This is a genomic window from Streptomyces sp. NBC_00258 (assembly GCF_036182465.1).
Lineage (GTDB): Bacteria > Actinomycetota > Actinomycetes > Streptomycetales > Streptomycetaceae > Streptomyces.
Map to the genome: position 1 here is coordinate 5,240,199 of NZ_CP108081.1, position 14,580 is coordinate 5,254,778.

Annotated in this window: 10 protein-coding genes and 1 pseudogene; 2 read left to right on the forward strand and 9 right to left on the reverse strand. The window is 71.2% G+C overall.

Annotated features, from left to right (window positions below):
* Positions 1–112 precede the first annotated feature (112 nt).
* From OG718_RS23265 to OG718_RS23285, 5 genes are all read right to left on the reverse strand, one after another.
* Complete coding sequence (locus OG718_RS23265; RefSeq protein ID WP_143639361.1) at positions 113–1,066, reverse strand: ABC transporter substrate-binding protein; 954 nt, start codon at positions 1,064–1,066, stop codon at positions 113–115.
* A 49-nt stretch (positions 1,067–1,115) separates the two neighbouring features.
* On the reverse strand, positions 1,116–3,068 hold the full coding sequence (locus OG718_RS23270) for an ABC transporter permease (protein ID WP_328845072.1): 1,953 nt from the start codon (positions 3,066–3,068) through the stop codon (positions 1,116–1,118).
* Positions 3,068–4,318: a quaternary amine ABC transporter ATP-binding protein gene (locus OG718_RS23275; RefSeq protein WP_328845073.1), complete on the reverse strand. Its 1,251-nt coding sequence runs from the start codon at positions 4,316–4,318 to the stop codon at positions 3,068–3,070. Before OG718_RS23275 ends, OG718_RS23270 begins: the two co-directional genes overlap by 1 nt.
* Positions 4,318–5,847 carry a GMC family oxidoreductase gene (locus tag OG718_RS23280; RefSeq protein WP_328845074.1) on the reverse strand — a complete coding sequence of 510 codons (1,530 nt, stop codon included), beginning with the start codon at positions 5,845–5,847 and terminating at the stop codon, positions 4,318–4,320. Before OG718_RS23280 ends, OG718_RS23275 begins: the two co-directional genes overlap by 1 nt.
* A gap of 82 nt (positions 5,848–5,929) precedes the next feature.
* Entirely contained in the window at positions 5,930–7,441 is a 1,512-nt protein-coding gene (locus tag OG718_RS23285; RefSeq protein ID WP_143639225.1) for an aldehyde dehydrogenase family protein, read from the reverse strand.
* A gap of 311 nt (positions 7,442–7,752) precedes the next feature.
* Here OG718_RS23285 and OG718_RS23290 point away from each other — a divergent pair, with 311 nt between their 5' ends.
* Positions 7,753–8,646 carry a GNAT family N-acetyltransferase gene (locus OG718_RS23290; RefSeq protein WP_143639222.1) on the forward strand — a complete coding sequence of 298 codons (894 nt, stop codon included), beginning with the start codon at positions 7,753–7,755 and terminating at the stop codon, positions 8,644–8,646.
* A gap of 308 nt (positions 8,647–8,954) precedes the next feature.
* On the opposite strand, the gene OG718_RS23295 is transcribed toward OG718_RS23290, so the two are convergent.
* Together OG718_RS23295 and OG718_RS23300 are read right to left on the reverse strand one after the other, a co-directional pair.
* Complete coding sequence (locus OG718_RS23295) at positions 8,955–9,944, reverse strand: malate dehydrogenase (RefSeq protein ID WP_266759472.1); 990 nt, start codon at positions 9,942–9,944, stop codon at positions 8,955–8,957.
* A gap of 700 nt (positions 9,945–10,644) precedes the next feature.
* Positions 10,645–11,943 (reverse strand): helix-turn-helix domain-containing protein, encoded by a 1,299-nt coding sequence (locus OG718_RS23300; RefSeq protein ID WP_143639218.1) that lies wholly within the window; start codon positions 11,941–11,943, stop codon positions 10,645–10,647.
* Positions 11,944–12,321: 378 nt separating this feature from the next.
* Here OG718_RS23300 and OG718_RS23305 point away from each other — a divergent pair, with 378 nt between their 5' ends.
* Positions 12,322–12,879: a peptidoglycan-binding domain-containing protein gene (locus OG718_RS23305; protein ID WP_143639216.1), complete on the forward strand. Its 558-nt coding sequence runs from the start codon at positions 12,322–12,324 to the stop codon at positions 12,877–12,879.
* Positions 12,880–12,922: 43 nt separating this feature from the next.
* Here the strand turns inward: OG718_RS23305 and OG718_RS23310 are convergent, their stop codons facing one another.
* Both OG718_RS23310 and OG718_RS23315 read right to left on the reverse strand, forming a co-directional pair.
* Positions 12,923–13,456: a helix-turn-helix domain-containing protein gene (locus tag OG718_RS23310; protein ID WP_328845075.1), complete on the reverse strand. Its 534-nt coding sequence runs from the start codon at positions 13,454–13,456 to the stop codon at positions 12,923–12,925.
* Between the two features lie 368 nt (positions 13,457–13,824).
* Positions 13,825–14,406: pseudogene (locus OG718_RS23315) on the reverse strand (DUF3017 domain-containing protein); the annotation flags it as partial.
* Between the last annotated feature and the right edge of the window lie 174 nt (positions 14,407–14,580).

Consider the following 14,580-nt stretch of genomic DNA (forward strand, 5'->3'; position numbering starts at 1 on the left):
GTACAAGTAGCCGTAGCCGTACAAGTAGCCGTAGCCGTACAAACAGCAGCACCGCATACGGGAGCGCCGGGTGCCCTCGTCAGGGAGACACCCGGCACCCGTACAGGGAGGGCTACTTGGCCAGCCACGCCTTCCACGTGGACTCATGGCTCTTGGCCCACTTCCGCGCCGCCTCCTCGGGCGTCAGCTTCTGGTCGGCGATCATCAGGGAGACCTCGTTCTGGTCCTCGGTCGTCCACTTGAACTTCTTCAGGAAGGCCGCCGCCTTGCCGCCGCTCTTCGCGAAGTCCGTGTTCAGGTACTTCTGCAGCGGGGTGTGCGGATAGGCGCAGGCGACCTTCTCCGGGTCGGCATCACAGCCCTCCTTGTAGGCGGGCAGCTTCACCTCCGTCATGGGGACCTTCTTGAAGAGCCACTGAGGTGAGTACCAGTACGTGAGGAAGGGCTTCTTCTCCTTGGCGAACTGGCGCATCTGGGTGATCTGGGCCGCCTCCGAACCGGCGAACACCACCTGGAGGTCGAGGTCCAGGTTCTTCACCAGCGCCTTGTCGTTCGTGACGTAGGAGGGCGAGCCGTCGAGCAACTGCCCCTTGCCGCCGCTCTCGGGGGTGCGGAGCTGGTCGGCGTACTTGTTCAGGTTCTTCCAGTTGGTCACGTCGGGGTGCTGCTTGGCGAAGTACGTCGGCACGAACCAGCCGATGTGCCCGGTGACGCCGAGGCCGCCGCCGTTCACGATCGTCTTCTTGTCCTTGACGTATCGCTGTTCCTGCTCGGGGTGGCCCCAGTCCTCCAGGATCGCGTCGACCCGGCCCTGGCTGAGCGCGTCCCACGCGGGGACCTCGTCGACCTGGACGGTGTCGACGCGATAGCCCAGTTCGTGCTCCAGCAGGTACTGCGCGACGGCCACGTTGGCCTGTGCGCCGACCCACGACTGCACCGACAGGGTCACAGTCTTCGCCCCCTGCGCGTTGGCGAAGGGCGAGGCCTGCTTGGTCATGTCGGCGGCTCCGCAGCCGGCCGTCGTCAGCACCAGCAGGGAGCAGCCGGCGGCCAGAGCGCCCGTCATGCGCGTGCCACCAGTCGTACCGGTCGCACGACGTATACGCGTACGCATCTCAGGCTCCCTTCTTCGTACGGCGGTCCGTCGGCTGGGTCACCCGGTCGAGCATCAGGCCGAGGCAGACGATCGCCGCGCCGGCCACCAGACCCGTGGCGAGGTCGCCCTGGGCGAGCCCGAACACGACGTCGTAGCCGAGTGCGCCACCGCCGACCAGGCCGCCGATGATGACGACGGCGAGGACGAGGACGACGCCCTGGTTGAGCGCGAGCAGCAGTGCGGGACGGGCCAACGGCAGCTGGACCTGGCGCAGTTGCTGCCAGCCCGTGGCGCCCATCGAGCGCGAGGACTCCATGGCCGCCGGGTCGACCTGGCGCAGGCCCTGCGTGGTGATGCGGACGACGGCGGGCAGGGCGTAGACGACCGCGGCGGCGACCGCCGGGGCGCGGCCCACGCCGAAGAGCGCGACGACGGGGATGAGGTACACGAACTGCGGCATCGTCTGGAAGACGTCCAGGAAGGGGCGCAGCACGCGTTCGCAGCGCTCGCTCCTGGCCGCCGCGATGCCGGTCGCGAAGCCCAGCACCAGGGTGACCGTCACGGCCGCGAGTACCTGCGACAGCGTGTCGAGGGACGGCCCCCACACGCCGAGCACACCGATCGCGGCCATCGCGAGGACGGCGGTGAGCGCGGTGCGCCAGGTGCCGATCAGCCAGGCGAGCGCGGCGACGATCAGCAGGACCGACCACCAGGGCAGCCACTGCAGGCCGTCCCGCATCGGGTCCAGGACCCAGGTGGTGAAGTGGCCCGCCCAGTCGGCGGTGCCGCCCACGTAGGGGACGCCGGAGTAGAGGTGGTCCGTCATCCAGTCGACGGCCCGGTTGACGGGCTCGGCGATGTTCACGAGCCAGGCCTCGGGCCAGTCGAGGCGGTCGGTCAGGCGTCCGGCGACCGCGACGGCCAGGGCGGCGACGGCCGCGTAGGCCCAACCGGTCCAGCGGGACCTGGGCTCTTCGAGCCCTCCGTCCGCCGCGCCCGCCGCGCCGGTCACCCGGTCGAGGACGACCGCGAGCAGCACGATCGGGATGCCGGCGGCGAGCGCCGCGCCCACGTCGACCGAGGCGAGCGCCTGGTAGACGCGGTCACCGAGGCCGGCCGCGCCGATGACGGACGCGATGACGGCCATGGAGAGGGCCATCATGATCGTCTGGTTGAGGCCGAGGAGGAGTTCCTTGCGGGCGAGCGGCAGGCGGGCCGTGAGGAGCCGCTGCCGGGCCGTGGTGCCCACGGACTCGACGGCCTCCATCACCCCTGCGTCGGCGCCGCGCAGGCCGAGCGCGGTGAGGCGGGCCATGGGCGGCGCGGCGTACACGACGGTGGCGAGCACCGCGGCCGGGACACCCATGCCGAAGACGAGGACGACCGGCAGGAGGTACGCGTAGGCCGGGAACACCTGCATGGTGTCGAGTACGGGGCGCAGCCCTCGGTAGACGCGGTCGGAGAGCCCGGCCGCGAGGCCGAGGAGCACGCCGAGCACGACGGACGCGAGGACCGCGACCACCATGAGCGCGAGCGTCTGCATGGTGGGGATCCACATGCCGAGCAGCCCGCAGGCCAGGAACGCGGCGCCCGTGCCGAGCGCCAGCCGTACCCCCGCGACCCGCCAGGCGACCAGTGCCGCCGCGGCCGTGACGCCCGCCCAGCCGGCGGCGAGCAGGACGAGGTAGACGGCGCGTACGGAGAGGACGACCGCGTTGGAGATGTACCCGAAGAAGTAGAGGAACAGCGGGTGGCTGTCGCGGTTGTCGATGACCCAGTCGCTGGCCTTGCCGAGGGGTTCGGTGAGGTCGACGGTGAGGGCGTGCGGCCAACTGCCGCTGGCCCAGCGTGCGTTGGCCAGCGGGACGAGGACCGCCGCCGCGACGGCGAGCAGCAGGAGCTTGCCGGCGGCGGGGTGCTTGAGGAAGCCGGGAAGACCGCTCCGGGGGGCGGCCGCGGTGATCGTGGCCATCAGGCCACCCCCTCGCGAGCGGGCTCGGCCGTTCCGTCACCCTTGTCAGGAGCGGACTCGGCCGACGCGGCACCTGAACCAGCGCCCGAACCAGCAGCCGCATCGGTTTCGGCATCGGCATCGGTATCGGTGGCCGAGTCGGCGAACTGCCCGCCGGTCCCCGCCACCACTCCCAGCAGCGCGTCCGAGTCGACGACCCCGAGGCAGCGCCCCTGGTCGACGACGCGGGCGGTCTGGCCGGTGCGCGCGACCGCCTCGATGGCCTCGGAGACCGTGGCCTGGGGCGCGAGGGCCGGACCCTCGCCCGCCTCCTGCGCGGACGCGGCCCGCATGGCCCGCCGTACCGTCATGACCTGCTCGCGCGGCACGTCACGTACGAACTCGCGTACGTAGTCGTCGGCGGGCGAGCCCACGATCTCCTCGGGCGTGCCGAGCTGGACGACGCGGCCGTCGCGCATGAGGGCGATGCGGTCGCCCAGGCGCAGGGCCTCGTTGAGGTCGTGGGTGATGAAGACCATCGTGCGGCCCTCCTCGTGGTGGAGCCGGACGACCTCCTCCTGCATGTCGCGCCGGATCAGCGGGTCGAGTGCGCTGAACGGCTCGTCGAACAGCAGGACCTCGGGGTCCACGGCCAGCGCCCGCGCCAGTCCGACGCGCTGCTGCTGACCGCCGGAGAGCTGGCCGGGCCGCCGCTGCTCCATGCCTTCGAGGCCGACCTTGGTGACGACTTCCTGCGCCTTCTCGCGGCGCTCGCGCTTGCCGACGCCCTGGACTTCGAGCCCGTACGCGACGTTGTCGAGCACGGTCCGGTGGGGCAGGAGGCCGAAGTGCTGGAAGACCATCGCGGCGCGGTGGCGGCGCAGTTCGCGCAGCCGGGCCTTGTCCATGGCGCGGACGTCCTCGCCGTCGATGACGATCGAGCCGGCCGTCGGCTCGATGAGCCGGGTCAGACAGCGTACGAGGGTGGACTTGCCCGAGCCGGACAGGCCCATGACGACGAAGACCTCGCCCTTGCGCACGTCGAAGCTCACGTCCCGGACGGCGGCCGTGCAGCCGGTACGGGACCGGAGTTCGGCCGGGGTGAGGGCCGTGAGCTCGGGGTCGGCGGGGACGCGTTCGGCCTTGGGGCCGAAGACCTTCCACAGGCCCTCGACGGCGAAGACGGGATCGGCACCGGCGTGCCCGGCACCCGTGCGCCTGCCACCCGTGGGCTCAACAGCACTGTCCTGAACATCGGTTGACGTACTCATCACGCACCGCCTCCCAGCAGGTCCACACACTTCTCGCCGACCATGAGCACCCCGATCATCGGGTTCACGGCGGGCATCGTCGGGAAGACCGACGCGTCGGCGATCCGGATGCCGTCGAGGCCACGGATGCGCAACTCTGGGTCCACGACGGCCAGTTGGTCGTCGGAGGCGCCCATGCGGCAGGTGCCCGCCGGGTGGTACACGGTGTGCGCCACCGACCGGGCGTACGCGCTGAGCTCCTCGTCGTCCGTGACGTCCGGACCCGGGCACACCTCGCGCTTGAGCCAGTGCGCGAGCGGCTCGGACCTGGCGATCTCGCGGGCGATCTTGATGCCGTCGACGAGGGTGCGGCCGTCGTAGTCGTCCTCGTCCGTGAAGTAGCGGAAGTCGAGGGCGGGCTTCTCGGCCGGGTCGGCGCTCGTCAGGTACAGGCGGCCGCGGCTGCGCGGCTTGGGGATGTTCGGGGTCATCGAGACGCCGTGCGCGGGGCGTTCGTAGCCGATGCGCTCCGGGTTGTCCGTGAAGGGGACCTGGTAGAAGTGGAACATCAGGTCCGGGCCCGCGTGTTCGGGGTCGCGCCGCACGAACAGACCCGCGTCGGAGTCCATCGCGGAGTTCTCGGGGATCGGCCCGTCCGTCTCCCAGACGATGACGGACTCGGGGTGGTCGAGCAGGTTCTCACCGACGCCCGGCAGATCGTGGACGACGGGGATGCCGAGCGCTTCGAGGTCCTGGCGCGGCCCGATGCCGGAGTGCATGAGCAGCCGCGGCGAGTCGACGGCGCCGGCGCAGAGCAGCACCTCGTTCCTGGCCTTCACGAGGACTTCCTCGCCGTCCCTGGTGCGTACGTGCACACCGCGGGCGCGCGTCCCGTCGAGCTCCAGCCTGTACGCCCAGGTCTCCAGGAGGATGTGGAGGTTGGGGCGCTCGTCCATGAACGGGTGCAGGTAGGCGACCGAGGCGCTCGACCGCTTGTTGTTCTCCGGGTGGTACGCGAGGTCGAAGAAGCCGACGCCCTCGGTGAACGGCTGCTTGTTGAAGCCCTCCACGCGCGGCACTTCGAGCGCCGACTGCGCGGCGTCGACGAAGTCGCGGGCGATGGCGTTCCGGTCCTTCTCGTCGACCGGCACGATGTTGTTGCGCAGCCGCGGGAAGTACGCCTCCATCGGCACCGCGCCCCAGCCCTTGGCGCCCGCCGCCTCCCACTCGTCCCAGTCGGACGGCAGCGGCTTGAACGCGATGAGCGTGTTGTGCGAGGAGCATCCGCCGAGGACACGGGCGCGGCTGTGCCGGATGTGAGAGTTGCCGCGCGGCTGCTCGGTCGTCGGGTAGTCGTAGTCCAGCTCCCCGCCGAGCAGTCCCATCCAGCGCCGCAGGGTCAGGACGTCGTCGCGGCCGACATCGCTCGGGCCGCCCTCGATGACGGCGACGGTGACGTCCGGGTTCTCGGTGAGCCGGGAGGCGATGACGGATCCCGCGGTGCCGCCGCCTATGACGACGTAGTCGTACGTGTTCTGTTCTTCGGGCATGGCGTGGCGCTCCAAGGTGCCTTGTGCGGTGGGGAGTCGAAGGTGGTCGGGGCCGGGTGCCGGCCCACGGACGGGCCGGGGGTCAGCCCGCGAACCACCGGACGGGCTTCGGCGCGAGGTTCTGGTAGACGTGCTTGGTCTCGCGGTACTCGGCGAGCCCCGCGGGGCCGAGTTCGCGCCCCACACCGCTCTTGCCGAAGCCGCCCCACTCCGCCTGGGGGAGGTAGGGGTGGAAGTCGTTGATCCAGACGGTGCCGTGCCGCAGCCGGCCGGCGACGCGCCGGGCGCGCCCCGCGTCGGCGGTCCAGACGCCGCCCGCGAGCCCGTACTCCGTGTCGTTGGCGAGCGCGACGGCCTCGTCCTCCGTACGGAAGGTCTCGACGGTCAGGACGGGGCCGAACACCTCTTCCCGGACGACCCGCATGTCGCGGTGGCACTGGTCGAGGACGGTCGGCTCGTAGAAGTAGCCGGTGGCGGGCCGCTCGGCGGACGGCTCGGGGCGGGCGCCGCCGGCTCGCAGCACCGCGCCCTCCGCGAGGGCCGCGGCGACGTACGACTCGGTCTTCTCGCGCTGTTCGGCGGAGACGAGCGGTCCGCACTCGACGCCGCCCTCGGTGCCGCGTCCGAGCCGGATCCGCTCGGCCCGGCGAGCCAGTTCGGCGACGAAGCGCTCGCGCACGGACTCCTCGATGATGAGCCGGGAACCGGCGGAGCACACCTGCCCGCTGTGGATGAAGGCGGCGTTGAGGGCCTGGTCGACGGCGGTGTCGAACCCCTCCTCCGTGGCGCAGGCGTCGGCGAAGACGACGTTGGGGTTCTTGCCGCCGAGTTCGAGGGCGACCTTCTTGACGGTGACGGCGGCGGCCTGCGCGACCTTCGTACCGCTGACGAGCCCGCCGGTGAAGGACACGAGGTCGACGTCCGGGTGCTCGGCGAGCCGGGCGCCGACGCTGTGGCCGGGACCGGTGACGATGTTGGCGACGCCCTCGGGCAGTCCGGCCTCGACCAGCAGCTCGATGAGGGCGACCGTGGTCAGCGGAGTGATCTCGCTCGGCTTGACGACGAACGTGTTCCCGGCCGCGAGGGCGGGGGCGACCTTCCAACTCGCCTGCAGCAGCGGATAGTTCCAGGGCGTGATCATCGCGCAGACGCCGACGGGTTCGTGCACGACGACGCTGTGGATGTCGTCCGACCCGGCGTCGACGACCCGTCCGCCGCCCTCTCCGACGACGAGATCGGCGAAGTACCGGAAGGCGTCGGCGACACAGTCGATGTCGACGCGCCCCTCCTCCAGGGTCTTGCCGGCGTCCCGGCTCTCCAGGAGCCCGAGCTGTTCGCGGTCGCGTACGAGGAGGTCGGCGACGCGGCGCAGGAGCGCGGCCCGCTCGGTGACGGGTGTGTGTGGCCACTCTCCGTGGTCGAAGGCGCGCCGGGCGGCCTCGACGGCGGCGTCCGTGTCCGGCACTCCGCCTTCGGCGACCACGGCGAACGTCTTGGCGTCCGCCGGGTCGAGAATGTCGCGCGTGGCCCCTGAGGCGGCCGCACGCCACTCTCCGCCCACGTGAATCGTCTGCTGCGCCTGGTGTCCCGACATGATCGGTGTTGCCTTCCGTTCCTGTTCCGTGCCCCTGTGTCACACGCGTGTCACTCTCGTGGGCCGAGTGCACCTGCCCCGGGACCTGGTTTGCATGCACAACCAGTGACGGATAGTGCGCGGGGTCACTGAAAAATCAGCGTAAATTCGCCCAGAAGGCACGAAACGCGAGGCTGGAGTTATCGCCGCCGGCGGCGCGGGGACTGCCAAGATCTTCGACCCGACCATGGGCACCTTCGGTCGGCCGATGGGCACCTTCGGTCGGTGCGACCATGGACACTCCGCCGTCCTTTGACTAAAGTCAAAGAAATATGGAGCCAGTGACAGCGTCAGTGTCCGCGGAGCACGTGACCACCCTGCGCCGCTTCAACCGGTACTTCACCCGCCGGATCGGTGTGCTCGACGACCACTACCTCGGGCAGGACCGGCCGCTCGGCGAGGCGCGCCTGCTGTTCGAGATCGGGACCGGCGCGTCGCTGAAGGAGCTGAGGACCCGACTCGGCCTGGACGCCGGGTACTTGAGCCGGATGGTGCGCGCACTGGAGGGCCAGGGGCTCGTACGGGTCAGCGTCCACCCGACGGACAGCCGGCTGCGCCTCGCGGAGCTCACGGAGGCCGGACGGGCGGAGTTGGCGGAGCAGAACCGGCGTGCGGACGGACTCGCCGAGGGACTGCTCGACGGGCTGAGCGAGAAGCAGCGGGGACGGCTGACGGAGGCCGTCACCGTGGCCGAGCGGCTGCTCCGGCTGGCCGCGGTCGGTGTCAGGGCCGTCGACGCCGGGTCGGCCGACGCCCGCGCCTGCCTGGCCGGTTTCGCCGCCGAGCTCGACGAGCGGTTCCCCGAGGGATACGCCACCGCGGACCTCGTGCCACCCGAGCAGATCGCGGTCCTCCTCGTCGCGTACGAGGAGGAGCGTGCCGTCGGCTGCGGGGCGCTGTGCGCGCTCGACGCCGGCACGGCCGAGATCCGGCATCTGTGGGTGCACCCCGACGCCCGCGGACTCGGCCTCGGACGGCGGCTGTTGACCGCGCTGGAACGTGCGGCCGCCCGGCGCGGGCATCACGTCGTACGCCTCGACACGCACGAGGTCCTCAAGGAGGCCGCCGCGATGTACCGCACGAGCGGGTACGTCGAGATCCCGGCGTACGACGCGAACGCGCACGCCAGTTACTGGTTCGAGAAGGTCCTGGTCCTGCCCGGCTGACGTACCGCCCGTCGCCGGCCAGCCGTCCTTGCCGCCGATCGTGGGCGAGCGTTCGGCGTCGCCGCGGTGGCCGCAGTAGGCCTCGGAAACCGGATCGACACCGCCTGAGCCGGGCTCGTACGCGCCGCCGCTGTCCGGGACCTGCTGCACAGGGGAGAGCAGGTACCGGACGGTGGGGTGGTGAGCGGTGCGCGGTGATGTGCGGTGCGGTGCGCGAGAAGCCGCCCCCGGGAACTCCCGGGGGCGGCTTCAGGCTCGGGGCTTCGGCCTTGAGGACTCTGCCTTCAGGCTTCGGCTCGGCGTGCGGCTCAGATGAGGCCGAGACCGCGGACCGCCTCGCGCTCCTCCTCCAGCTCCTTCACCGACGCGTCGATGCGGGCACGGGAGAACTCGTTGATGTCGAGGCCCTGGACGATCTCGTACGAGCCGTCCTTCGTGGTGACGGGGAAGGAGGAGATGAGACCCTCCGGAACGCCGTACGAACCGTCCGACGGGATGCCCATCGAGGTCCAGTCGCCGTCCGCCGTGCCGTTCACCCACGTGTACACGTGGTCGATGGCGGCGTTCGCGGCCGAGGCGGCCGAGGAGGCGCCGCGGGCCTCGATGATGGCGGCACCGCGCTTGGCGACGGTCGGGATGAACTCCTCGGCCAGCCACTTCTCGTCGTTCACGGTCTCGGCGGCGTTCTTGCCGGCGATCGTGGCCTGGAAGATGTCGGGGTACTGGGTGGCGGAGTGGTTGCCCCAGATGGTGAGGCGCTTGATGTCCGCGACCGTCGAACCCGTCTTCTTCGCGAGCTGCGTGAGCGCGCGGTTGTGGTCCAGGCGGGTCATCGCGGTGAAGCGCTCGGCCGGTACGTCCGGAGCGGCGGCCTGGGCGATGAGGGCGTTGGTGTTGGCCGGGTTGCCGACGACGAGGATCTTGACGTCGTCCGCGGCGTTGTCGTTGATGGCCTTGCCCTGGGGCTTGAAGATGCCGCCGTTGGCGGAGAGCAGGTCACCGCGCTCCATGCCCTTGGTGCGGGGGCGGGCGCCGACGAGGAGACCGACGTTCGTGCCGTCGAAGGCGACGTTCGGGTCGTCCGTGATGTCGATGCCCTGAAGGAGCGGGAAGGCGCAGTCGTCGAGCTCCATGGCGGTGCCCTCGGCGGCCTTCAGCGCGGGCGTGATCTCCAGGAGACGCAGCTTGACCGGCACGTCCGCGCCGAGCAGCTGGCCGGAGGCGATGCGGAAGAGCAGGGCGTAACCGATCTGGCCGGCCGCGCCGGTGACGGTGACGTTCACGGGAGTGCGGGTCATGGCGTTCTCCGTATGACAGCTGACGACGGTGGGGCGTCCCTGCCCCGGGGTACGGGATCCCCTGCCCTGCCGCCGGGATGATCGATCACCGGTGTCGATGATCGATCTCTTGGCGTCAAGAGAGATCCAGCGGTCAGGCTATCGCGCATCCGGGATCCCGGACGGCCGGGGCCGATGTGGCCCACCCCACAGGGCGCTCGGCGGAGCGCTCCGCCCGCTTGCGGGACAGGGGGCGGGGTGTGGGAGGGGATGACGTGGGGCACGGGAAGGCGGCCGTCGTTCCGGGAGAGAAGGACGACGACCGCCTTGGTGGGGGTGCCGGTTGGCCGGGAGGGGGGTGAGTCCTCCCGGACGGCGCCGGACTCCCGTGGGGGTACGGTTCGCCTGCCCCGGCGGGAGGAGGCCATTCCTGTTGTTCGGCGAATAGTTGCGGAGCGCCTCGGATCGTGTGGGTGGGCTTTGGCCGGTGGGTGCGTGCGGGTTGTTCTGGGCTGGTCTCGCAGTTCCCCGCGCCCCTGAAGAGGCAGTCCCCGGCGGCCGAACAAGCAAGTTCCCGCAGCCCGAAGCGCGGGTGACCGCGATCGGAAAGGCGGGTGGCCGCAGCCCGACAAAGCGGGTGGCCGCGGTGCCGGAAAATGCGGGTGCCCGCCTCTTGTGAGGCGGGCACCCGGTCGAAGCTCGTTCAGTGTGAGCCTCTGTGCTACTTGGTGCAGCCCTCCTCGCCCGAGGTCTGCAGGGTGGCGCAGGCCTTGGCCTCGGTGGCGTTCTTCACGGCGACCATCGGGGTGTAGGCGTCGGTGTCCGTGTCGACCTCGGCGGTCTGGGCGGCCGCCTTGCCCGCCGTGATCCGGACCGCGTCGCCGGGTCCGGCCGCGGTGATGCGGGCCCACGCGGCCCCGCACGTCTCGCTGTAACGGACCTCGACCTGGGCGGTGCCGACGACGGCCTTCTCGACCGTCGTCGCAAGCGTGCCGCCGCAGCCCATGTTCTCCGGGTCCTTGCCCGCGCAGTCCGCGCCGAAGCACTCGACGCCGGCCGGCAGCTCCTTGCTGACGGTCGGTGTCGGCGTCGGCGTGGTGTCGCTCCCCGCCGTGTCGTCGCTCCCGCCGTTCGTGAGGAACACGGCCGCGGCTATCACCACGAGCGCACCCACGACCCCCGCGAGGAACATCGTGAGCCGCCGCTTCCCCCGCTTCCCGTCGGGCGAACCGCCCGAACGCGGCCGCGCGTCCTCAGGCGGCCCCCCGGCGGAACCGGCCGAACCGGCGGGTCCGGCCATGGCGGACGGCCCGAAGGAGCCCGACGGGCCGAGGCCCGACGACCCGGACGCACCGGCAGAGCCGGACGCGCCTGCACTCGACGCACCCAGACCCCCGGGATATCCGTACCCCCCGGACGACCCGGACGTCCCCGAAGGCGTGGCAACGACTCCCCAGCCGCCACCGCGCGAACCCGAGCTTCCGCCGGAGCCACTGCCGCCACCGGCCCCGGCACCGGCGCCGTGCGGCGTCCGCCGCTCCTCCCCCTGCACCGGAGTCCCCGGCGGCACCGTGGGCGCCACCCCGGCAGGTCCCGCGATACCCGGCGTGGGCGCCGCCGTCGCACTACCCCCGGCGCGCGCCGGCTTCCCGTTCCGTCCCCCCTTGGCCGGAGTCGACCCGAACTCTCCGAGCGCGGCACGCGCCTGGGAGATCCGGATCGCTTCCATGGTCATGTCGTGGCGCATCTCCGAGCGGCTCCAGGCCCTCTCGGCAAGCTCCCACATCGTCGTCAGATGGACGGGATTGGTCCCGGTCACCTCGGCCAGAGCCACGATCGCGCCCTTCGGCGCGAGCAGCCGGCCGTTCAGATACCGCTCCCAGGACGTCTTGCTGTACCCGGTGCGGTCGGCCACGGCGGCGACACTCAGTCCGCTGCGGTCGACCAGCCGGCGCAGCTGACTGGCGAACTCCCTGACCTGCGGATCGAGTTCATCCGGCAAGGCCCTCCAACGAGGCATTGCTACCCCCCTCTTTCCCCCCGTACGTGCTGGCTTTTCCCGCGCGTGAAGCCCTCTGCCGAGTCCTCGTTCTGGCTACCCACAGGGATGCGCGCAGTAAGGATCTCAGTTCCCGGGATGGGGGCGCACGGGAGCATTCGGGCCTGTGGGCATGCACCGTTGCACGCCCGTTGGTCTGCGGTCCAGTGTCCCACCGTCTTCCCTCTCGGCCGACAGGATCGCCTGGTCAGCGCACGGGACGTCCCGGAGCGTCCCGATTGCCCACGTTATCCCTGGTGTCGGGGGTGATCAGCGTAAATCCTCGAACTTGTCAACACATCGACACGCGGGGAACACATGCGCGACCTCGTGCGTCACTCACGACCTCAGGGGGATCACATGCACACCAGGGGCAGGTCGAATCGTCGACTGCTCACCGCCGTCACCGTGACGGCGACCGCGGGACTCGCGCTCGGCGTGAGCGGTCCGCTCGCGGCGGCCACGTCCGGGTCCGCCGCCTCTCCGCAGGTCATCGACGGCACCGGCGGCGCGTACAACGACTGGGGCGACGAAGGGACGCTCTCCGTCGGCCGCCATTCGAACAGCAACGCGACGCGTCTGTGGCAGACCGTCCTGTACGCGGACGGCGCCAGGTGGAGGGACGGCAATGGCGTGAAACACCCCTTCACGAAGTACGACATCGACGGCTCCTTCGGCTGGAAGACGAAGTCGGCCACGAAGTGGTGGCAGGCCCGCGAGGAACTCGAAGACGTCGACGGCATCGTCGGAAAGGAGACTTTCGGCCACGCAGACGACTTCCTCGACGGCCCGTACCGGGGCGGCAAGGTTACGTACAGCGGCTACCAGCGGGACGTCACGTTCAAGCGGCTGAGCGGGAAGTACTACGTCAAGATCGGTACGCAGTGGAAGGTCGCGGCGTACAGCCGGCGCGGCTGAACCCGTGCCTCCCGCGCCCTCGGACCGTCACTCCGACGTGTGATCACGCCAGGGTGACGGCACCGACCACCGCGGTCAGCAGCAGGACGAGGACGAGCACCAGGGCGCAGAGCAGCAGACGGTGCGAGGCGGCCCAGGAGGCCCGGGCGGGCTCCGGTTCCGGCGTCTCGGCGAGCAGGTCCCACCACGGGACCGTGGGGTCGTCCTCGTACCCGTCCTCGCGCTTGCCCCCGTCCGTCGCCCCGTTCGCACCCTCGCCCCCGGCCACGGGCGCCCCCGCCGGAGCCGGTGCCCGGGCCGGGGCCACCGTTCGCGGCCACGCCCGCACCGCCAGCTCCCAGCACACGCCGAAGCGCTCGGCGTCCGCCCCCGCGACCCGGCACAGGGCGACGACCGCCTGCCGGGGCGGGGGCTGTGTCGCGTTCAGATAGCGGTGCCAGGAGGACTTGCTGTACGCCGTGCGCTCGCCCAGGGCGACCAGACTGAGCCCCGTACGGTCCTTGAGCAGCCGCAGCTGCTCCACGAAATGCCCCACCTCCGGCGGAAGATCCGCAGGCAGTGGCTGCCAGGCGCTCATCCCTCTCCTCGCCCCCCTCGCCGTCTCCCTCGTACGTCCCCCGCTATGACCGGGTGACGGCCCCGACGGCGAATCGGTTCCCGCCGGATGCGTCGCGGGACGAATGCCATACGCCTGTCGTACGACGCCATACGGCGGCCGAACGGCGACATACGGAGACGTACGACGGGCGGGACGTGCCGGAACCGTCACCTCCGTGCCACAGGGGGCTGACAGGCATTGAACCGCCGTTGGCACGTCCATGACTGTGGAGTCCAGGCGGCGCCCGTCCTCGCTCGGGGGAGTGGACAGGCGCCGCTCCCTCCCACGAAGAAGCCCGCCTCCTCGGGAAGAGGGGACGGGCTTTCGTCACACAGGCACCGCGTTCGCTAGGTCCTGATCGTGAAGTGCAGCGTGTCGTCCAGGAACGGGATCTCCAGCAACGGGTTGGGCTGCGCCATCATCGCGAGCAGCGCGATCGTCACGCCCAGAACGCTGTAGGTGACGAGGTCGGTGAACCGGGAGCGGACGGCGAGCATGCCCACGTCGGGCAGCATCCAGCGCATGACGCCGCCCGCGAGCAGCGCGACACCGATCAGCAGGGTGCCGAACTTGAAGAGGTCGAGCGCGGTCAGCAGCAGACCGAGTCCGACGGTGCCGGTGACCGCGAGGATCGGCCACTGGCGCACGGGCGCGGGCGCGTCGCGCGGAGCCGCCCGGCCACCGCCCTCGGGCCGCGCGGTGTCCCGCGTGAACAGCGGGAACCGCCGTGTGACCCTCCGGGGCCTGCCGTCGGGGCCGGGCGCGCTGACCGCGTCCCGGGCGGTGGGTTCGCCCTCGCGGGCCGCGTCGGCATCGGCTTCGGCGTCCTCTGCCGGGGTGCCGCCGGAGTCCCCCTCGTCGGCGTGCGCCGGGTGCGGCTCGGTACCGGTCGGCTCGGTACCGGTCGGCTCTGCGCCACTCGGCTCTGCGCCACTCGGCTCGGTGCCGTGTGGCTTCGCGCCAGGTACCTGTCCGGCCGCCGCTTCTTCCGCGCCACTCGGCTCGGTGCCGGTCGGCTTCGCGTCCGGCGTCCGTCCGGCCTCCGGCTCGGTGCCGGCCGGCTCCTGTTCCGGTACGGATGCCCCGGCGGCGGACGTCCCGTG

Bases quoted from the DNA above. Each gene is read 5' to 3' on its own strand.
- OG718_RS23265 (WP_143639361.1), bottom strand. From the start codon at position 1,066: ATGACGGGCGCTCTGGCCGCCGGCTGCTCCCTGCTGGTGCTGACGACG.
- OG718_RS23270 (WP_328845072.1), bottom strand. From the start codon at position 3,068: ATGGCCACGATCACCGCGGCCGCCCCCCGGAGCGGTCTTCCCGGCTTC.
- OG718_RS23275 (WP_328845073.1), bottom strand. From the start codon at position 4,318: ATGAGTACGTCAACCGATGTTCAGGACAGTGCTGTTGAGCCCACGGGT.
- OG718_RS23280 (WP_328845074.1), bottom strand. From the start codon at position 5,847: ATGCCCGAAGAACAGAACACGTACGACTACGTCGTCATAGGCGGCGGC.
- OG718_RS23285 (WP_143639225.1), bottom strand. From the start codon at position 7,441: ATGTCGGGACACCAGGCGCAGCAGACGATTCACGTGGGCGGAGAGTGG.
- OG718_RS23290 (WP_143639222.1), top strand. From the start codon at position 7,753: ATGGAGCCAGTGACAGCGTCAGTGTCCGCGGAGCACGTGACCACCCTG.
- OG718_RS23295 (WP_266759472.1), bottom strand. From the start codon at position 9,944: ATGACCCGCACTCCCGTGAACGTCACCGTCACCGGCGCGGCCGGCCAG.
- OG718_RS23300 (WP_143639218.1), bottom strand. From the start codon at position 11,943: ATGCCTCGTTGGAGGGCCTTGCCGGATGAACTCGATCCGCAGGTCAGG.
- OG718_RS23305 (WP_143639216.1), top strand. From the start codon at position 12,322: ATGCACACCAGGGGCAGGTCGAATCGTCGACTGCTCACCGCCGTCACC.
- OG718_RS23310 (WP_328845075.1), bottom strand. From the start codon at position 13,456: ATGAGCGCCTGGCAGCCACTGCCTGCGGATCTTCCGCCGGAGGTGGGG.